General features: G+C 67.4%; 16 protein-coding genes. 9 read left to right on the top strand and 7 right to left on the bottom strand.

The annotated features are described in order from the left end of the window. Positions 1–2690: bifunctional [glutamate--ammonia ligase]-adenylyl-L-tyrosine phosphorylase/[glutamate--ammonia-ligase] adenylyltransferase (glnE, locus tag ABY44_RS06975; protein ID WP_431641024.1), on the top strand; the 2690-nt coding region annotated here is incomplete at its 5' end. A 141-nt stretch (positions 2691–2831) separates the two neighbouring features. Here glnE and recN read toward each other — a convergent pair. Both recN and ABY44_RS06965 read right to left on the bottom strand, forming a co-directional pair. Then, positions 2832–4481, bottom strand: a complete 1650-nt coding sequence (gene recN, locus ABY44_RS06970) for a DNA repair protein RecN (RefSeq protein ID WP_059698824.1) — start codon at positions 4479–4481, stop codon at positions 2832–2834. Between the two features lie 19 nt (positions 4482–4500). After that, positions 4501–5403 carry an NAD kinase gene (locus ABY44_RS06965; RefSeq protein ID WP_027788318.1) on the bottom strand — a complete coding sequence of 301 codons (903 nt, stop codon included), beginning with the start codon at positions 5401–5403 and terminating at the stop codon, positions 4501–4503. Positions 5404–5534: 131 nt separating this feature from the next. Here ABY44_RS06965 and hrcA point away from each other — a divergent pair, with 131 nt between their 5' ends. From hrcA to ABY44_RS06950, 3 genes are all read left to right on the top strand, one after another. Beyond that, a complete protein-coding gene (hrcA, locus tag ABY44_RS06960; protein WP_021162218.1) occupies positions 5535–6557 on the top strand; it encodes a heat-inducible transcriptional repressor HrcA in 1023 nt (340 codons plus the stop codon). Positions 6558–6704: 147 nt separating this feature from the next. Beyond that, positions 6705–7778 carry a ferrochelatase gene (hemH, locus tag ABY44_RS06955; protein WP_060174573.1) on the top strand — a complete coding sequence of 358 codons (1074 nt, stop codon included), beginning with the start codon at positions 6705–6707 and terminating at the stop codon, positions 7776–7778. Next, entirely contained in the window at positions 7775–8182 is a 408-nt protein-coding gene (locus ABY44_RS06950; RefSeq protein ID WP_021162216.1) for an RNA-binding S4 domain-containing protein, read from the top strand. The genes hemH and ABY44_RS06950 overlap by 4 nt, the downstream gene beginning before the upstream one ends. Here ABY44_RS06950 and ABY44_RS06945 read toward each other — a convergent pair. Continuing rightward, positions 8154–8315 carry a hypothetical protein gene (locus ABY44_RS06945; RefSeq protein ID WP_006476841.1) on the bottom strand — a complete coding sequence of 54 codons (162 nt, stop codon included), beginning with the start codon at positions 8313–8315 and terminating at the stop codon, positions 8154–8156. The genes ABY44_RS06950 and ABY44_RS06945 overlap by 29 nt on opposite strands. A 356-nt stretch (positions 8316–8671) precedes the next feature. Here ABY44_RS06945 and grpE point away from each other — a divergent pair, with 356 nt between their 5' ends. The 5 genes from grpE to ABY44_RS06920 all read left to right on the top strand — a co-directional run bounded on the left by grpE (position 8672) and on the right by ABY44_RS06920 (position 15073). Then, on the top strand, positions 8672–9217 hold the full coding sequence (gene grpE / locus ABY44_RS06940; RefSeq protein WP_027788315.1) for a nucleotide exchange factor GrpE: 546 nt from the start codon (positions 8672–8674) through the stop codon (positions 9215–9217). Between the two features lie 10 nt (positions 9218–9227). Then, positions 9228–9638: a thioredoxin family protein gene (locus ABY44_RS06935; RefSeq protein ID WP_059528987.1), complete on the top strand. Its 411-nt coding sequence runs from the start codon at positions 9228–9230 to the stop codon at positions 9636–9638. Positions 9639–9785: 147 nt separating this feature from the next. Beyond that, the gene (dnaK, locus tag ABY44_RS06930; RefSeq protein WP_021162213.1) at positions 9786–11738 is read left to right on the top strand and encodes a molecular chaperone DnaK; all 1953 of its coding nucleotides are present in this window, start codon (positions 9786–9788) and stop codon (positions 11736–11738) included. A 268-nt stretch (positions 11739–12006) separates the two neighbouring features. Then, positions 12007–13143, top strand: coding sequence for a molecular chaperone DnaJ (dnaJ, locus tag ABY44_RS06925; RefSeq protein ID WP_021162212.1), 1137 nt, complete (start codon positions 12007–12009; stop codon positions 13141–13143). 13 nt (positions 13144–13156) lie between these two features. Continuing rightward, positions 13157–15073 carry a chorismate-binding protein gene (locus tag ABY44_RS06920; protein WP_431641023.1) on the top strand — a complete coding sequence of 639 codons (1917 nt, stop codon included), beginning with the start codon at positions 13157–13159 and terminating at the stop codon, positions 15071–15073. Positions 15074–15187: 114 nt separating this feature from the next. Here ABY44_RS06920 and panB read toward each other — a convergent pair whose 3' ends face one another. Genes panB through pcnB form a run of 4 tightly spaced genes read right to left on the bottom strand, consistent with a single transcriptional unit; the run spans position 15188 to position 18845 of the window. Then, positions 15188–16003, bottom strand: a complete 816-nt coding sequence (gene panB / locus ABY44_RS06915) for a 3-methyl-2-oxobutanoate hydroxymethyltransferase (protein ID WP_060174575.1) — start codon at positions 16001–16003, stop codon at positions 15188–15190. A gap of 45 nt (positions 16004–16048) precedes the next feature. Beyond that, a complete protein-coding gene (locus ABY44_RS06910; protein WP_027788310.1) occupies positions 16049–16735 on the bottom strand; it encodes a deoxynucleoside kinase in 687 nt (228 codons plus the stop codon). After that, positions 16732–17274, bottom strand: a complete 543-nt coding sequence (folK, locus tag ABY44_RS06905; RefSeq protein ID WP_059698831.1) for a 2-amino-4-hydroxy-6-hydroxymethyldihydropteridine diphosphokinase — start codon at positions 17272–17274, stop codon at positions 16732–16734. The genes ABY44_RS06910 and folK overlap by 4 nt, the downstream gene beginning before the upstream one ends. A gap of 35 nt (positions 17275–17309) precedes the next feature. Beyond that, on the bottom strand, positions 17310–18845 hold the full coding sequence (gene pcnB, locus ABY44_RS06900; protein WP_027788308.1) for a polynucleotide adenylyltransferase PcnB: 1536 nt from the start codon (positions 18843–18845) through the stop codon (positions 17310–17312). Between the last annotated feature and the right edge of the window lie 5 nt (positions 18846–18850).

Below are 18850 nucleotides of genomic sequence, written 5' to 3'. Positions count from 1 at the left end.
GCCGCGCGCAGCTCGACGCGCGCCTCACCGAGCTGCTGGCGACGCCGGCCGGCACGGCCGCGCCGACCGAGGAGCAACTGAAGCGCGCGCTGCGGCAGTTGCGTGTCGAGGCGTTCGGCGCGGTCGCGGAACGCGACCTGCGCGGGCTGGCGGACGTCGCCGAGGTCACGGGCGCGATGACCGATCTCGCCGAAGTGGCCGTGCAGCGTTCGCTCGCGCTGCTGTCGGTTGAACTCGAGGCGCTATACGGCGAGCCGCGCGGCGCCGACGGCCAGCGCGTCGTGCTCGGCGTGGTCGGGATGGGCAAGCTCGGCGGCCGCGAGCTGAACGTATCGTCGGACATCGACCTGATCTTCGTCTACGAGGACGACGGCGAGACGACCGGCGGCGCGCGTTCGCCGCTGTCCACGCAGGAATACTTCACGCGGCTCGGCCGGCGCCTGATCGGCGTGCTGTCCGAGGTCACGGCCGACGGCTACGTGTTTCGCGTCGACATGCGGCTGCGTCCGAACGGCGATTCGGGGCCGCTCGTCTGCAGCCTCGGCATGCTCGAGGAATATTTCTACGTGCAGGGGCGCGAGTGGGAGCGCTATGCGTGGATCAAGGGGCGGCTCGTGTCGGAAGGCGACAGCGACGCGGCGCGACGGCTGGAGTCGCAGCTCGAGTCGATCGTCAAGCCGTTCGTGTATCGCCGCTATCTCGATTTCGGCGTGATCGGCGCGATCCGCTCGCTGCACCAGCAGATCCGGCAGGAAGCCGCGCGCCGCGCGTCGATGCGGCCCGACAAGTCGGACGACATCAAGCTCGGGCGCGGCGGGATCCGCGAGATCGAGTTCAGCGCGCAGGTATTCCAGCTGATCCGGGGCGGCCAGGATGCGGAATTCCGCGTGCGGCCGACGCTCGCGGTGCTGCGCCATGCGCAGGCGCGCGGGCTGATCGGCGAGGACGTGTGCGCGCGCCTGGCCGATGCTTACAACTTCCTGCGTACGCTCGAACACCGGCTGCAGTACCGCAACGACGCGCAGACGCACGCGATGCCGGTCGAGCCGGATGAACGCGCGGCGCTGGCTGCATCGCTCGGCTTTGCCGACTACGCGGCGCTGATGACGGTGCTGGATGAGCATCGGAACTTCGTCGAGGCGCAGTTCGACCAGATCTTCGCGGACAAGGTGAAGGGCGGCGGCCCTTGCGCGGCGGGTGACGACACGGCCGCCGCATGGATCTGGAGCGGCGCGTTGGGCGACGACGGCGAGGACGATGCGCTGGTCGCACGCCTCGACGGCCTCGGCTTCGCCGATCCGGCCGCCGTGCTCGCGCGGCTGCGTGCGATCTGGCAATCGACGCGCTACATGGGCCTGCCGGAAAAGAGCCGGCAGCGCTTCGACAGCGTCGCGCAGCGGGCGCTCGAGGCCGCGCCGAACATCGACGCCGCACGCCGCGACGACACGATCGTGCGCCTGTTCGACCTGCTCGAGACGGTCAGCCGGCGCGGCGTCTATCTCGCGCTGCTGACCGAGTATCCGGCCGCGCTCGACCGCGTGCTGTCGGTGCTCGGCGCGACGCGTTGGGGCGGCGGTTACCTGATCCGCCACCCGCAGCTGCTCGACGAGCTGCTCGACGACGAGGCGATCGCGAGCCCGTTCGACTGGCCTGCGTTCAAGGACGCGCTGCGTGCGCGCCTCGCGGCGGCCGACGGCCCCGAGCAGCAGATGGACCTGCTGCGGCACGCGCAGCACGCGGAGGTGTTCCGGATCCTGCTGATCGACCTGGCCGGGCAGCTGTCGGTCGAGCACGTGAGCGACCGGCTGTCCGAGCTGGCCGATGCCGTGCTCGACGTGACGATCGAAGTCGTCTGGTCCCAGCTCGCGAAGCGCCATCGCGACGTGCCGAAGTTCGCGGTGATCGCGTACGGCAAGCTGGGCGGCAAGGAGCTCGGCTACGCATCCGATCTCGACCTGATCTTCCTGTACGACGACGCGGACGAGCGCTCGGCGGACGTCTACACGACCTTCACGCGGCGGCTCATCACGTGGCTCACCACGGCGACCGGGGCCGGCGCGCTGTTCGACATCGACCTGCGGCTGCGGCCGAACGGCGAGGCGGGGCTGCTCGTCACCGATCTCGATGCGTTCCGCCGCTACCAGCTGCGCGAGGGCGATGCCGCGAACACCGCGTGGGTGTGGGAGCACCAGGCGCTGACGCGTGCCCGCTACAGCGCGGGCGACGCGCAGATCGGCGCGGACTTCGAGGCGATCCGCCAGCAGGTGCTGACGACGCCGCGCGACGGCGGCGTGCTCGCGAAGGAGATCGTCGACATGCGCGGCAAGGTGTTTGCCGGCCATCCGAACCAGACCGACCTGTTCGACCTGAAGCACGATCGCGGCGGGATGGTCGACATCGAATTCATCGTCCAGTACTGGGTGCTGCTGCACGCGTCGAGCGACGCCGAGCTGATCCGCAACACGGGCAACATCGCGCTGCTGCGCGAGGTCGCGCGCTTCGGGCTGATGGGCGAGGACGAGGCCGAGCGCGTCGGCGCGGCCTACCGGAAGTACCGGAAGCTGCAGCACAAGCTGCGGCTCGACGGGATGGAGAAGGCGCGGGTCGATCCGGCCGTGGTGGCCGACGAGCGCGCAGCCGTGACGGCGCTGTGGGCGCGCGTGTTCGGGACGGCTGAAACGGGTGTTTGAGTCGGACGTTCGAATCGGACGTTCGAATCGGGCGTTCGAATTCGCGGAGCAGGGCGGGCGCGATCGGGCGAGCGGCCGTGCGGTAAAAAAAGACCGGCGCATGCGCCGGTCTTTTTGCATTCGGCCGACACGGTGCCCGCGTCAGGCCGCCAGCATTTCCTTCGCGTGCTTGCGCGTCGTGGCCGTGATCTCGAGCCCGCCGAGCATCCGCGCGACTTCCTCGATCCGGTTGGCGCGGTCGAGCGCGACGACCGTCGACACCGTGCCGCCGCGCTCGTCGGCGCCCTTCGCGACCTGGAAGTGGTGGTCGCCGCGCGCGGCGACCTGCGGCAGGTGCGTCACGCACAGCACCTGGCGATCGCGCCCGAGCTGGTGCAGCAGGCGGCCGACCACTTCGGCGACGCCGCCGCCGATCCCCGTATCGACTTCGTCGAAGATCAGCGTCGGCGTCGGGCTCGCCGCGCTTGCGATCACCGCGAGCGCGAGGCTGATCCGCGCGAGTTCGCCACCCGACGCGACCTTCGCGAGCGGCCGCAGCGGCACGCCGGGGTGGCCGGCGACCCGGAATTCGACCTGCTCGAGCCCGTGCGGACCGCCGTCGGCGAGCGGGACGAGCGCGACTTCGAAGCTTCCGCCCGCCATCGACAGTTCCTGCATGCCGGCCGTGACGGCCGTGCCGAGCGCCTTGGCGGCCTGCGCGCGCGCCTTCGACAGATGCCCGGCATCGGCGAGGTAGGCTTCCCGCGCCTTGGCCTGCGTCGCCTCGAGCGCACCGAGATCGGCGGCCGCGTCGAGCGCGGCGAGCTGCGCGCGGCGTGCCGCGTGTTCTTCGTGCAGCGTGTCGGGCGGCAACCGGAACTTGCGGGCGGTCGAGTGCAGCGCATCGAGGCGCGTTTCGACCTGCGCGAGCCGCTCGGGATCGAGATCGACGCGCTGCGCATAGTGCGACAGCGAGTAGACGGCTTCCTGCAGCTGGATCTCGGCCGGTTCGAGCGACGCGAGCGCGTCGCCGAGCGCGGTGTCGTAGTCGGCTAGGCTGCGCAGCTTCGACACGATCGCACCGAGCTGCGCGAGCATCGCGTCGTCGGCCTCGGACAACGCGTTGAGTGCGCCGCGCACGCCGTCGATCAGGTTCGCCGAATGCGACAGGCGCTTGTGCTCGTTGCTGACTTCGTCCCATTCGCCGGGCTGCGGCGCGAGCTTGTCGAGCTCGGCGAGCTGCCACGCGAGCTTTTCGCGTTCGAGCTGCAGCTCCCGCTCGTGCGCCTTCGCGGCCTCGATCGCCTGCGTCGCGTCGCGCCACACGCGCCACGCGCGCGCGACGTTCGCCGCATCGGCGACGAGCCCCGCGTGCGTGTCGAACAGCTCGCGCTGCGCGTCGGGCCGCATCAGCAACTGGTGCGCATGCTGGCCGTGGATGTCGACGAGCATTTCGCCGAGTTCACGCAGCTGCGCGAGCGTCGCGCTGGTGCCGTTGATGAACGCGCGCGACCGGCCGTTCGCGTCGATCACGCGGCGCAGCATCACGGTGTCCTCGGTGTCGAACGCGTGTTCGTCGAGCCAGCGCGCGACGCGGTCGTGCGGCGTGAATTCGGCGGTGATGTCGGCGCGGCCGCAGCCGGTGCGCACGACGCTCGCGTCGGCACGTTCGCCGAGCGCGAGGGCGAGGGCGTCGATCAGGATCGATTTCCCGGCGCCGGTTTCACCGGAAAAGACGGAAAAGCCGCTGTCGAATTCGAGATCGAGCGCGGCGACGATGACGAAGTCGCGGATCGAGAGGTGGCGGAGCATGGTGTCGGGCGGAGCGGCGTCAGGACGCCTTGTCGTCTTCGTTCGAGGCGTGTTCGTTCCAGTGCAGCTTCTTGCGCAGCGTCGCGTAGTAGCTGTAGCCGATCGGGTGCAGGAACGGCACCGTGTGCTTCGAGCGGCGCACCTCGATCGTGTCGTTCAGTTCGAGCGACGTGAACGACTGCATGTCGAAGTTCACGTTGACGTCGCGCCCGCCGACGATCTGGATCGCGATCTTCGAATCGTCGGGCAGTACGATCGGCCGGTTCGACAGCGCGTGCGGCGCGATCGGCACGAGCACGATGCCCTGCAGCTGCGGATGGAGGATCGGGCCGGCCGACGACAGCGCGTAAGCGGTCGAGCCGGTCGGCGTGGCGACGATCAGGCCGTCGGAACGCTGGTTGTACATGTACCGGCCGTCGACCGACGCGCGCAGCTCGACCATCCCGGAGAAGCCGCTGCGGTTCACGACGACGTCGTTGAACGCGAGCGCGTGGTAGATCGGTTCGCCGTCGCGCATGATCCGGGCCTCGAGCAGCGAGCGCTCCTCGCGCTCGAACTTGCCCGACAGGATCACCGGGACGAGTGCCTGCATGTCGGCCGCCGCGATGTCGGTGATGAAGCCGAGCCGCCCGTGGTTGATCCCGATCAGCGGTGTCTTGTATGGCGCGAGCTGACGGCCGATGCCGAGCATCGTCCCGTCGCCGCCCAGTACGACCGCCACGTCGGCGCGCGCCCCGATTTCGGCCGGGGTCAGCGCCGGGTAGCCGGTGATGCCGATCTCGCGGGCGGTCTCGGCTTCGAAGACGACCTCGAAGCCCCGCTTGGCGATGCAGGCGGCCAGCGTGGCGAGCGGCTCGGCGATGTTCGGCGTGTTGCTCCGGCCGACGAGCGCGACAGTGTTGAACTGATTACCGGTTTTCATGCCGGCATTACACCATAGCTCGTTGACGAAAAGAACCGGCTGTGCGCGGACGGGGCCGGATCGGGTCGGCCCGCGCATCGGTGGCCGACGCCACTCGCCGCGGTCGCGCGGTTGCGCTAAAATTTTCCACCATGCTAGATCCTCGCGCACGAACCCTCCTGAAAACCCTGATCGAACGGTATATCGCCGACGGTCAGCCAGTCGGATCGCGCACGTTGTCCCGTTACTCCGGGCTCGAGCTGAGCCCGGCGACGATCCGCAACGTGATGTCCGACCTGGAGGAGCTCGGCCTCGTGTCGAGCCCGCACACGTCGGCCGGCCGCGTGCCGACGCCGCGCGGCTACCGGCTGTTCGTCGACACGATGCTGACGGTCGAGGTGCCGATCGACGCCGAGGCCGTCGCGCGGCAGGTGCAGAACACGCTGCAGGCCGGCGAGCCGCAGCAGCGCGTCGTGGCGGCCGCCGCGAGCGTGCTGTCGAACCTGTCGCAGTTCGCGGGCGTCGTGCTGACGCCGCGCCGCAGCCACGTGTTCAAGCAGATCGAGTTCATGCGCCTGTCGGACAAGCGCATCCTGCTGATCATCGTGACGCCCGAGGGCGACGTGCAGAACCGGATGCTCGCGACGCCGCGCGACTACTCGCCGTCGCAACTGACCGAGGCGTCCAACTACATCAACGCGCATTTCGCCGGACTGTCGTTCGACGAGGTGCGCCGTCGCCTGCGCGACGAGATCGACCAGTTGCGCGGCGACATGACCACGCTGATGCATGCGGCGGTGACGGCCAGCACCGAGGTGCCCGACACCGAGGACACCGTGCTGATTTCCGGCGAGCGCAACCTGCTCGAGGTGGCGGATCTCTCGTCCGACATGGCCCGGCTGCGCAAGCTGTTCGACGTATTCGACCAAAAGACGGGCCTCCTGCAACTGCTCGACGTGTCGAGCCACGCCCAGGGCGTGCAGATCTTCATCGGCGGCGAATCGACGCTCGTGCCGATCGAGGAAATGAGCGTCGTTACCGCCCCTTACGAGGTGAACGGGCAGATCGTCGGCACGCTCGGCGTGATCGGCCCGACCCGCATGGCGTACAACCGCGTGATCCCGATCGTCGACATCACCGCGCGGCTGCTGTCGCTCACGCTGAGCCAGCAGTAGCCTGCGAGCGCCAGCCCGATCCCGCCCCGTCATCGTGCCGCGGCGCCGCGTGCGCCGACAGTCGGCCGAACGGCCGGCCGACCGGCGCGAGGCGGCCCGCTATAATTGAGAGCCGTCCGGTCCCGTGCCCCGAGCACGTTCTTGCCCATGCGTTTCGATCTTGAGCCGCCTTCGAGTATCGCGGCTGCCCATCGCATCGGCGTGCTGCTGATCAATCTCGGCACGCCCGATGCGCCCACGCCGCGTGCCGTGCGGCGCTATCTGGCCGAATTCCTGTCGGATCCGCGGGTCGTCGAGATTCCGCAGGCCGTCTGGCAAGTGCTGCTGCGCACGCTGATCCTGCCGCTGCGCGGCCGCGCGTCCGCGAAGAAATACGCGGCCGTCTGGATGCCCGAGGGCTCGCCGCTGCGCGTGCATACCGTGCGCCAGACCGACGGCGTGCGGCACCTGCTCGCGTCGAACGGTTATCACGTGCAGGTCGACTACGCGATGCGCTACGGCAGTCCGAACATTTCGCACGCGCTCGCGCAGTTCAAGCGCGCCGGCGTCGAGCGCGTGCTGCTGATGCCGATGTATCCGCAATACTCGGCGTCGACCACGGCCACCGCATTCGACGCCGCATTCGACGCGCTCTCGCGCATGCGCAACCAGCCGGAGGTGCGCACGATACGGCACTACGCCGACCATCCGGCCTATATCCACGCGCTGGCCGAGCAGGTGCGCCAGTATTGGGCGCAGCACGGCCGGCCGGACTTCGCGGCCGGCGATAAGCTCGTGCTGAGCTTTCACGGCGTGCCGAAGCGCACGCTCGACCTCGGCGATCCCTATCACGACCAGTGCCAGCAGACGGGTGCGCTGCTGATGACCGCGCTCGGGTTGTCGACGACCGAGTGCCGCGTCACGTTCCAGTCGCGTTTCGGCAAGGCCGAATGGCTGCAGCCTTATACCGCGCCGACGCTGCGCGAGTTCGGCGAGGCTGGCGTACAGCGGGCCGACGTGTTCTGTCCCGGTTTCACGGCCGATTGCCTGGAGACGATCGAGGAGATCGGCATGGAGGTGCGCGACGAGTTCCTCGCCGGTGGCGGCAAGGCATTTCACCGGATTCCGTGCCTGAACGGCGCGCCCGCGTGGATCGGCGCGCTCGGCGAGATCGTCGCCGAGAATCTGCAGGGCTGGCCGGTCAAGGCCGCGCAGCCCGAAACGGTGGGTGAGGTGCGATGAATTACAAGATTTCGACCGAACCGGGCGCGAAGCTGCGCATCGACAAATGGCTGTGGGCGGCCCGGTTCTTCAAGACGCGCTCGCTTGCGACCGATGCGGTCGACAAGGGGCACGTGAAGATCGGCGGGGCTGCAGTCAAGCCGGCGAAGGAAGTGCGCGTGGGCGACGAGGTCGAAATTGCGATCGACGGCATCGTCTGGCACATTGCTGTACTCGGCGTGTGCGACGTGCGCGGGCCGGCGAGCGTCGCGCAGACGCTTTACGAGGAAACGGAAGCGGGGCGGGCCGCACGGCTCGCCGAACTGGAGCGGCGCCGCACGTATCGCGAGCCGGCGGCCGAATTGCACGGCCGGCCGACGAAGCGCGACCGGCGCATCATCGACAGATTTTCTGGTGGGAGCTGAACATCTGGTCAAACGTCGCCCGCGCGCTCCCGTATTCGGTCGTGCGGTCGGTGACGGCTCCCGACAGGCAGATGGTGGTGGTGCCGGCAATGAGTACCAGCGCGACCACCGATATCGCAAAGGTCAGTTTCACGGTACTCCCCTCGAGAAGGGGTGAAAACGGCGCCAGGTGGTGGTTGTAAGGCGTCGGTCAGCTAAGGGTAAACACGCTTTTCCGACGCTTGAGTGGAGTGTAGTGCAGCGGGACTGTGCCAAGCTAGTACTTGCCAGGTAAGCGTTGTTACAGCCCGTTTCGCCTGCTTTGGCGGACTATGCGTGCGATGCACCGGTGCGACGCGCGGTTGTTTCGCGGCATTGGAGAATGCCGGCGAATAACCCTCTTGAAATCGCAGTTTTCACCCTTATTTGCACCAGCAATGTGCGGTGCCGCCGGGTATACGGTCCGGCGGTTGCCGATTTGGCTTCAACCTCTAATCGACTTTCAGCGACATGGAAAACACGCAAGAGAACCCGTCTACCCAATCGGCCGAAGATATCGGCAGCGAGAAGCAGGCGGCGCAAGGCGCTGCTCCCGCCGCCGAAGCAGCCGACGCGGCGCTCGCGGAGGCTCAAGCCAAGGTCGCCGAGCTGCAGGAGAGCTACCTGCGGGCGAAGGCCGAGACCGAGAACGTCCGCCGCCGCGCGCAGGACGACGTCTCGAAGGCGCACAAGTTCGCGATCGAGAGCTTCGCGGAGCACCTGCTGCCCGTGCTGGACAGCCTGGAAGCAGCCGTCAACGACACGTCCGGCGACATCGCGAAGGTGCGCGAAGGCGTCGAACTGACGCTGCGCCAGCTGACGAGCGCACTCGAGAAGGGCCGCGTCGTCGCGATCAACCCGGTCGGCGAGAAGTTCGATCCGCACCAGCACCAGGCGATCTCGATGGTGCCGGCCGAGCAGGAGCCGAACACCGTCGTCACGGTGCTGCAGAAGGGTTACACGATCGCCGACCGCGTGCTGCGTCCGGCGCTCGTCACCGTCGCGCAGCCGAAGTAAGGGCGTCGCGATGGTGCCCGCCGGCGTCGATCCGGCCGCATTTGACGCGTTCGACATGCAGGCGCTGGACGCCGGCACGTTCGACGCGGCGATCGACGGCGCGGGGGACGCGCTTGCGGTGGTGTTCTTCTGGGGCGTCGACTGCTTCAACTGCGAGATCGCGAAGAAGGCGATGCTCGCCCAGCCCGACGCCATCCGCGCGCTGGGCTTGAAGTGGTTCCATTGCAACGTGTACGAACACCACCAGCTGGGGCGCCGCTTCGGGCTGCACGGTGTGCCGACGTGGTTCTTCTTCCACCGCGGCAAGCGGCTCGGCCGCGCGACGGGCTGGCATGGCCTCGCGCAGTTCCAGGCGGCCGTGTCGGCGGCGCGCGCGAAAATCGCAGCGGCGGGCAGCGATCCCCTAGCCGGCGGCGATTGAAAAAATTTAATATCCGCATCGCTCGGCGGGTCTTGAAAACGGACCGGCCGGACGCATTTCGGGAACAGAGTTGAATTCTGGCGCGCGAAACCGCCCCAAAACGCGGGGTTTTGCGCAGCAAACAAGCATTTCTGGAGATTAGGAAAAATGGGAAAGATCATCGGTATTGACCTCGGCACCACGAACTCGTGCGTTGCCATCATGGAAGGCAACCAGGTCAAGGTCATCGAGAACTCGGAAGGCACGCGCACCACGCCGTCGATCATCGCCTACATGGACGACAACGAAGTGCTCGTCGGCGCGCCGGCCAAGCGTCAATCGGTGACCAACCCGAAGAACACGCTGTTCGCAGTGAAGCGCTTGATCGGCCGCCGCTTCGAAGAGAAGGAAGTCCAGAAGGACATCGGCCTGATGCCTTACAGCATCATCAAGGCCGACAACGGCGATGCATGGGTCGAAGCGCACGGCGAAAAGCTCGCGCCGCCGCAGGTTTCGGCGGAAGTGCTGCGCAAGATGAAGAAGACGGCCGAAGACTACCTCGGCGAGCCGGTCACGGAAGCCGTGATCACGGTGCCGGCGTACTTCAACGACAGCCAGCGCCAGGCAACCAAGGATGCCGGCCGCATCGCGGGCCTCGAAGTCAAGCGGATCATCAACGAGCCGACCGCAGCCGCGCTCGCGTTTGGCCTCGACAAGGCCGAGAAGGGCGACCGCAAGATCGCCGTGTATGACCTCGGCGGCGGTACGTTCGACGTGTCGATCATCGAAATCGCGGACGTCGACGGCGAAATGCAGTTCGAAGTGCTGTCGACCAACGGCGACACGTTCCTCGGCGGCGAAGACTTCGACCAGCGCATCATCGATTACATCATCGGCGAGTTCAAGAAGGAGCAGGGCGTCGACCTGTCGAAGGACGTGCTCGCACTGCAGCGCCTGAAGGAAGCCGCTGAAAAGGCGAAGATCGAGCTGTCGTCGAGCCAGCAGACCGAAATCAACCTGCCGTACATCACGGCGGACGCGTCGGGCCCGAAGCACTTGAACCTGAAGATCACCCGCGCGAAGCTGGAAGCGCTGGTGGAAGATCTCGTCGAGCGCACGATCGAACCGTGCCGCATCGCGATCAAGGACGCAGGCGTCAAGGTGTCGGACATCGACGACGTGATCCTGGTCGGCGGCCAGACGCGCATGCCGAAGGTCATGGAGAAGGTGAAGGAGTTCTTCGGCAAGGATCCGCGCCGTGACGTGAACCCGGACGAAGCCGTCGCGGTTGGCGCGGCGATCCAGGGCCAGGTCCTGTCGGGCGACCGCAAGGACGTGCTGCTGCTCGACGTGACCCCGCTGTCGCTCGGCATCGAGACGCTCGGCGGCGTGATGACGAAGATGATCAGCAAGAACACGACGATCCCGACGAAGCACGCGCAAGTGTATTCGACGGCGGACGACAACCAGGGCGCCGTGACGATCAAGGTGTTCCAGGGCGAACGCGAAATGGCAGCCGGCAACAAGCTGCTCGGCGAGTTCAACCTCGAAGGCATCCCGCCCGCACCGCGTGGCGTGCCGCAGATCGAAGTGACCTTCGACATCGACGCGAACGGCATCCTGCACGTCGGCGCGAAGGACAAGGCGACCGGCAAGGAAAACAAGATCACGATCAAGGCGAACTCGGGTCTGTCCGAGGCTGAAATCGACCAGATGATCAAGGACGCGGAAGCGAACGCAGCGGAAGATCACAAGCTGCGCGAGCTGGCCGATTCGCGCAACCAGGGCGATGCGCTGGTCCACAGCACGAAGAAGGCGCTGACCGAGTACGGCGACAAGCTGGACGCGGGCGAGAAGGAAGCGATCGAAGCGTCGCTGAAGTCGCTCGAGGAAGTGCTGAAGGACACGTCGGCCGACAAGGCTGCGATCGACGCGAAGGTCGAGGAACTCGGCAAGGTTTCGCAGAAGCTCGGCGAAAAGATGTACGCCGACATGCAGGCCCAGCAAGCGGGTGCGGCCGGCGCAGCGGGTGCAGCGGAAGGTGCGGCCCACGCGGGCGGCGCGCAACAGGCTGCCGACGATGTCGTCGACGCCGAGTTCAAGGAAGTGAAGAAGGACTAAGCCGGGTTGCCCCGGTGCCGCACGCCGCGCGCGCAACACGCGCGCGGCGCGGCTGACGGGCTGGCTGACAAGCGGTCTGTCTTTCCTTCCGGATGGCCGGATCGACTCCACGCCTGGCGGGCTTTGCGGCCCTCCGGGCACATTTGTTTTTTGGCGGGTGCTGCACGAGCCGTCCGCGGACGGGCGCAGCGCCAGACGAGTCGAGAGACTTTACTGCGGGCGAAAGGAGCCGCCGCGTGCGCGATGCGTGGCGGCACAGTGAATCGATATGGCGAAACGGGATTACTACGAGGTTCTGGGCGTCGCGAAGAATGCGAGCGACGACGAAATCAAGAAGGCATATCGCAAGCTTGCGATGAAGTATCACCCTGACCGCAATCCGGACAACAAGGATGCGGAAGAGCATTTCAAGGAGGTGAAGGAAGCCTACGAAATGCTCTCGGACAGCCAGAAGCGGGCCGCGTACGACCAGTACGGCCATGCGGGCGTCGATCCGAACATGGGCGGTGCGGGCGCACAGGGCTTCGGCGGCTTCGCGGATGCGTTCGGCGACATCTTCGGCGACATCTTCGGCCAGGCCGCGGGCGGCGCCGCGCGCGGCGGCCGTGGCGGCCCGCAGGTGTATCGCGGTGCCGACCTGCGCTACAGCATGGAAATCACGCTCGAGCAGGCCGCCCACGGCTACGACACGCAGATCCGCGTGCCGAGCTGGGTGTCGTGCGAGGTCTGCCACGGGTCGGGTGCGAAGCCCGGCACGAAGCCGGAAACCTGCCCGACCTGTCATGGCCAGGGCACGGTGCGCATGTCGCAGGGCTTCTTCAGCATCCAGCAGACCTGCCCGAAGTGCCACGGCACGGGCACCTACATCCCCGAGCCGTGCGTGCATTGCCACGGGTCGGGCAAGGTGAAGGAAACCAAGACGCTCGAAGTGAAGATCCCGGCCGGGATCGACGACGGGATGCGCATCCGCTCGGCCGGCAACGGCGAGCCGGGCATCAACGGCGGGCCGCCGGGCGACCTGTACGTCGAGATCCACATCAAGCCGCACTCGGTGTTCGAGCGCGACGGCGACGATCTCCACTGCCAGATGCCGATCCCGTTCACGACCGCCGCGCTCGGCGGCGAGATCGAGGTGCCGACGCTGGCCGGCCGTGCATCGTTCCCGGTGCCGGAAGGCACGCAGTCGGGCAAGACGTTCCGGCTGCGCGGCAAGGGCATCAAGGGGCTGCGTTCGAGCATCGCGGGCGATCTGTACGTGCACGTGCAGGTCGAGACGCCCGTGAAGCTGACCGACAACCAGCGCGACCTGCTCAAGCAGTTCGAGAAGTCGCTGGCCGAGGGCGGCGCGCGTCACAGCCCGCAGAGCAAGAGCTGGTTCGACCGTGTGAAGAGCTTCTTCGAGTAACTCGAGTAACAGCATGACTGAAGGCAACGAGAGCGCGTCGTTCGCGCTCTTGGACGATTGCGACTCGACCGCGTCCGCGCGGTCGAGTCGTTTGTATTCGGGATTCGTGCGCGAACGCGTGTGCACGGATCCGGCGCGGCTCGACGCAGTCGATGCGGCGGTGGCGCAGGACCTGCGCGACGGGCTGCATGCGGTCGTCGTCGGCGATTACGAATTCGGACGCAACCTGCAAAAAGCGCAGCCGGGCCATGCCCCGCTGCGCTTTTTGCTGTATGCGCGCTGCGAACGCCTGTCGCGCGACGAAGTCGACGCGTGGCTCGCGCAGCAGGACGGCGGCAGCGACGCGCCGTCGATCGCGGGTGTCGCGCATGTCGCGAAGAGCGTGTCGCGCGATGCGTTCGATGCGGCGATCGCCGCGGTGCACGACGCGCTGCGTGCGGGCGATTCGTATCAGGTCAACTACACGTACCGGCTGAACTTCGACGTGTTCGGCACGCCGCTCGCGCTGTACCGGCGGCTGCGTGCGCGCCAGCCGGTGCGCTACGGCGCGCTGGTCGCGTTGCCCGACGGTGCGTGGGTCGTGTCGTGTTCGCCCGAGCTGTTCGTCGAGAAGCACGGCGACGTGCTGCGCGCGCGGCCGATGAAGGGCACCGCACCCCGTTCGGCCGACCCTCGCGACGATGCGGCGGCGGCCGCGTTCCTCGCGAACGATCCGAAGAACCGCGCGGAAAACGTGATGATCGTCGACCTGCTGCGCAACGACGTATCGCGGATCGCGCGCACCGGGACGGTTCGCGTGCCGGCGCTGTTCTCCGTCGAGCCGTATGCGTCGGTGTGGCAGATGACGTCGACGGTCGAGGCCGGCTGGCGCGAAGGGACGACGTTCGCGCAGATGCTGCGTGCGCTGTTTCCGTGCGGATCGATCACGGGCGCGCCGAAGTACAAGACGATGCAGTTGATCGATGCGATCGAGTCGACACCGCGCGGCCTCTATACGGGCGCGATCGGCTGGCTTGACGCCGCGAAGCAAGGCGCCGACTCCGACGCGCCGGGTGAGCGCCTGGCCGGTTGTGGCGATTTTTGCCTGTCGGTCGCGATCCGGACGCTGACGCTCGATGCTACCGGTGAAGGTGCGACCGGTGCCGAATCACGCAATCCGGCAACGCCAATCGCCGGCCGGCGCCGTGGCACGATGGGGGTCGGCGCGGGCATCGTGCTCGACAGTGTCGCGGCCGACGAATATGCGGAGTGCGAATTGAAAGCACGATTCCTGACGGATGCCGATCCCGGCTTCCAGCTGTTCGAAACGACCGCCGCCACGCGTGCGGACGGCATCCGGCACCTCGATCGTCATCTCGCGCGGCTGCAGCGTAGCGCGGATGCGTTCGGCTTCCGCTTCGACCCCGAGGCGCTACGCCGCGAGATCGACGCGCGCTGCGCAGCGCTCGACGGCGACGACATCTACCGGATGAAGCTCGCGCTCGCGAAGGACGGCACGATCGAGATCGTCGCGGCACCGCTCAAGCCGTTGCCGGCGGGGCCGGTCGGCGTGTTGCTGGCGTCCGCGCACGGCTTCGCATCGACCCGTGCGAGCGATGCGCTGCTGCTGCACAAGACGACGCGCCGCGCCGAATACGATCGCGCGTGGCAGGCGGCGGAGGCGCTCGGGTGCTTCGACATGCTGTTCGTCAACGAGCGCGGCGAGGTGACGGAAGGCGGGCGCTCGAACGTGTTCGTGAAGCTTGACGGCCAGTGGGTAACGCCGCCGCTCGAATCCGGCGTGCTGCCGGGGGTGATGCGTGGCGTGTTGCTCGACGATCGCGTGTTCGGCGCGACGGAGCGGGTTGTGACCCGCGACGATCTCGCGCGTGCGGAGGCGCTGCTGCTGACCAACGCGCTGCGCGGCGCGCTCGACGCGGTACTGAAGTAACCGGCAGCCAGCAACTTGCAGCGTATGAAAGAAAAAGCGCGGTGCCCCGCAAAGGGCGCCGCGCTTTTTTTACATCGAGGCACCGGCGCACGCGCCGCAGGCCCGCCTCGGACGTCAGAACGAATGTTCCGGCCCAGGGAACGAACCATCCTTCACCGCGTGCACGTACGCTTCGACGGCCGCCTGGATGTTCGGCTGACCCTGCATGAAATCCTTCACGAAGCGCGGCCGCTTGCCGGGGAACACGCCGAGCATGTCGTGCAGCACGAGCACCTGGCCCGAGCAGTCGACGCCCGCCCCGATGCCGATCGTCGGAATCTTGAGCATGTGCGTGACTTCGGAGGCGACGAGCGTCGGCACGGCTTCGAGCACGACGAGCTGCGCGCCCGCATCCTCGATCGCGCGCGCGTCGCGCAGCAACTGGGCAGCACCGGCTTCGGTCTTGCCTTGCACCTTGAAGCCGCCGAACGCGTGCACCGATTGCGGCGTGAGACCCACGTGCGCGCATACGGGCACCGCGCGCTCGACGAGGAAGCGGATCGTCTCGGCGAGCCATTCGCCGCCTTCGAGCTTGACCATCTGCGCGCCGGCACGCATCAGCTTGACGGCACTCGCGAACGCCTCGGCCGGCGTACCGTACGTGCCGAACGGCAGATCGGCGACGACCAGCGCGCGCGGCTGCGCGCGGGCGACACAGGCGGTGTGATACGCGATGTCGTCGAGCGAGACGGGCAGCGTGGTCGATTGGCCCTGCAGCACGTTGCCGAGCGAATCGCCGATCAGCAGCACGTCGACGCCCGAACGGTCGAGCAGGGCGGCAAAGCTCGCGTCGTAGCAGGTGAGCATCGCGATCTTCTCGCCGGCGACGCGCATTGCCTGCAGCTTGGGCACCGTGACGGCAGGCCGGCTCGATTCCTGGAGATAGGTCATGGGAAATCCGGTTCGAATGGATGAGGAACGACAGGCGAGGACGCGTCAGCGCGTCGTCTCGCCCTTGACGAAGAATTCCTTGCGGCCGCGCATCGTCTCGATGCGCTCGACCAGCAGGGCGAGATCTTCGGGGGAATCCTGCGGGTTCAGGTGTTCCGCGGCGACCGTCAGCACCGGCGTGCGGTCGTAGTGGTAGAAGAATTCGTTGTACGCGTCGACGAGCGAGCGCAGGTACGCGTCGCTGATCTGCAGCTCCATTGGCAGCCCGCGCTTCTGGATGCGCGAGAACAGCACTTCGGGGCTTGCCTGCAGGTAGACGACGAGGTCGGGCGACGGCGCCTGCGGCACGTCCACGTGCGTGGCGACCGAACGGTAGAGCTGCCATTCGTCTTCCGGCAGGTTCAGCCGCGCGAAGATGTCGTTTTTCTGCGGCATGAAATCGGCGATGACCGGGCGGCCCGTTTCGAGCGCACCGATCAGCTCGCGTGCCTGCTGCGCACGCTGCAGCGCGAACGACAGCTGCACGGGCAGCGCGTAGCGCGCGGTATCGCGATAGAAGCGTTCGAGGAACGGGTTGTCCTGCGGGCGCTCGAGCAGCGTCTGCATCGACCAGCGTTCGGCGAGCAGGCGCGCCAGCGTCGTCTTGCCGACGCCGATCGGGCCTTCGATCACGAGATAGCGGTGCGGGGCGCGCAGGTCGGGCGCAGTGACGGTGAGGGGTGTCGGGGTCATCGGCAGCGGTTCTTGTCGGCGTCTGCGCTGGCGGCGAGCGCCTTCTGCATCAGGCACTGGCAGGTCTGCACCTTCTCGACGCGCTGATCCGCGACGGCGGCGAGGAAGGTATCGGCACGGCCGCGCGCGGGAATGTCGAGTGCGGGCTCGATCTCCACGAGCGGCACGAGCGCGAACGCGCGATCGGTGAGGCGCGGGTGCGGGACGATCAGGTCGGGTTCGTCGATCGAGTCGGCGCCGAACAGCAGGATGTCGAGGTCGAGCGTGCGCGGCGCGTTGCGATACGGGCGCTCGCGGCCGAAGTGATGTTCGATCTTCTGGCAGAGCGCGAGCAGCTCGCGCGCCGACAGCGTCGTGTCGAGCTTGACGACGCAGTTGTAGTAGTCGTCGCCGCCCGCTTCGAAGGGCGCCGTGCGATACAGGCTCGATTTGCCGAGGATCGAGATGGTGCGCTGCTGCGCGAGGCACACCACCGCGTCCTTCAGGGTCTGGCGCGCATCGCCGAGATTCGCCCCCAGTCCGATATATGCAACCGTCATGGCATCACTTCCTACGTCGTTCGCCGTCGTGCGCGTCAGTCGTCGGAACCGCCCGAGGTGTCCGGTGCCTGCTCGGCGGCACCTTCACCCGGCTTGCGGTTTCGCGCACCGCCGCGGCGGCGCCGCTTGCGGGGCGATTTTTCCTTCGAGCCGCCCTGCGTGAGCAATGCCTCGCGAGCGGCTGCGTCGCCTTCGATGAAATCCGTCCACCACTGTCCGACTTCCGCATCGAGCTCGCCGGATTCGCAGCGTAACAGGAGGAAATCATACCCCGCTCTAAACCTTTGGTGTTCCAGCAGCCTCATCGCGCTGCGGCCCGAGCGTTTCTCGAGGCGCAGCTGCAGGCCCCAGATCTCGCGCATGTCGGCCGAGTAGCGCTTGTGGATCGCGAGTTTCTCGGTCTGCATGTCGAGCACGTCGTCCATCGCGCGATGGAGCGCCGGCACCGGGATTTCGCCTTCGGCCGTGTATTGCTCGAAGCGCTGGCGCATGTCGTGCCACAGCAGCGTCGCGAACAGGAAGCCCGGCGATACCGTCTTGCCGGCGCGCACGCGCGCGTCGGTGTTGTTCAGCGCGAGCGTGATGAACTTTTCGCCCTGCGGCTGTTCGAGCACGACGTCGAGCAGCGGCAGCAGCCCGTGGTGCAGGCCTTCCTTGCGCAGCTGCTTCAGGCACGCGAGCGCGTGGCCCGACAGCAGCAGCTTCAGCATTTCGTCGAACAGGCGCGCGGCCGGCACGTTGTTGATCAGGTCGGCGAGCGCGTTGATCGGCTCGCGCGTGTGCGGCTCGATCTCGAAACCGAGCTTCGCCGCGAAGCGCACGACGCGCAGCATCCGCACCGGATCCTCGCGGAAGCGCGTGGCCGGATCGCCGATCATCCGCAACAGGCGGGCGCGCACGTCGGCCATCCCGTCGTGGTAGTCGAGCACCGTCTGCGTCGACGGGTCGTAGTACATCGCGTTGATCGTGAAGTCGCGGCGTGCGGCGTCTTCGTGCTGCTCGCCCCACACGTTGTCGCGCAGCACGCGGCCGCTCGCGTCGACCGCATGGGTGCGGCGATCGAGTTCGTCGCGCTTCAGGCGCTTCGGCGGCTCGGCAGCGGCCGCCTCGGGCGGCGCATCGACCAGCGCGCGGAACGTCGACACCTCGATCAGCTCCTGGCCGAACTGCACGTGGACGATCTGGAAGCGGCGGCCGATCAGGCGCGCGCGGCGGAACAGGCGCTGAACTTCGGTCGGCGTCGCATCGGTCGCGACGTCGAAGTCCTTCGGCGCGATGCCGAGCAGCAGGTCGCGTACCGCACCGCCGACGATGAAGGCGCGGAAGCCCGCCTGCTGCAGCGTGTCGGTCACGCGCACGGCATTCTTCGAGATCAGTGCCGGGTTGATGCCGTGCACGCTGGCCGGCACGACGGTCGGCTCATGGTTGCTGCGCGGCTTTTTCGTGCCGCCGCGGGCGCCTTTCGGGGCACGCGGGGTAGCAGGGGCCGCTTCGTCGGCCGGGGCCGCTGCGGGAGAGGTTTGCTCGGTTTCGTCCTGGCCGAGCAGTTTACGAATGAATTTTTTGATCACGACGT

This window comes from Burkholderia sp. ZZQ-2 (assembly GCF_050768715.1).
GTDB lineage: Bacteria > Pseudomonadota > Gammaproteobacteria > Burkholderiales > Burkholderiaceae > Burkholderia > Burkholderia cepacia.
The sequence above is the reverse complement of the archived record's forward strand: the minus strand, read 5'-3'. Positions and strand labels throughout refer to the sequence as shown.

What these genes read in the sequence shown, in the direction of transcription:
- recN (WP_059698824.1), bottom strand. Translation starts at nt 4,481, where the DNA reads ATGCTCCGCCACCTCTCGATCCGCGACTTCGTCATCGTCGCCGCGCTC.
- ABY44_RS06965 (WP_027788318.1), bottom strand. Translation starts at nt 5,403, where the DNA reads ATGAAAACCGGTAATCAGTTCAACACTGTCGCGCTCGTCGGCCGGAGC.
- hrcA (WP_021162218.1), top strand. Translation starts at nt 5,535, where the DNA reads ATGCTAGATCCTCGCGCACGAACCCTCCTGAAAACCCTGATCGAACGG.
- hemH (WP_060174573.1), top strand. Translation starts at nt 6,705, where the DNA reads ATGCGTTTCGATCTTGAGCCGCCTTCGAGTATCGCGGCTGCCCATCGC.
- ABY44_RS06950 (WP_021162216.1), top strand. Translation starts at nt 7,775, where the DNA reads ATGAATTACAAGATTTCGACCGAACCGGGCGCGAAGCTGCGCATCGAC.
- grpE (WP_027788315.1), top strand. Translation starts at nt 8,672, where the DNA reads ATGGAAAACACGCAAGAGAACCCGTCTACCCAATCGGCCGAAGATATC.
- ABY44_RS06935 (WP_059528987.1), top strand. Translation starts at nt 9,228, where the DNA reads ATGGTGCCCGCCGGCGTCGATCCGGCCGCATTTGACGCGTTCGACATG.
- dnaK (WP_021162213.1), top strand. Translation starts at nt 9,786, where the DNA reads ATGGGAAAGATCATCGGTATTGACCTCGGCACCACGAACTCGTGCGTT.
- dnaJ (WP_021162212.1), top strand. Translation starts at nt 12,007, where the DNA reads ATGGCGAAACGGGATTACTACGAGGTTCTGGGCGTCGCGAAGAATGCG.
- ABY44_RS06920 (WP_431641023.1), top strand. Translation starts at nt 13,157, where the DNA reads ATGACTGAAGGCAACGAGAGCGCGTCGTTCGCGCTCTTGGACGATTGC.
- panB (WP_060174575.1), bottom strand. Translation starts at nt 16,003, where the DNA reads ATGACCTATCTCCAGGAATCGAGCCGGCCTGCCGTCACGGTGCCCAAG.
- ABY44_RS06910 (WP_027788310.1), bottom strand. Translation starts at nt 16,735, where the DNA reads ATGACCCCGACACCCCTCACCGTCACTGCGCCCGACCTGCGCGCCCCG.
- folK (WP_059698831.1), bottom strand. Translation starts at nt 17,274, where the DNA reads ATGACGGTTGCATATATCGGACTGGGGGCGAATCTCGGCGATGCGCGC.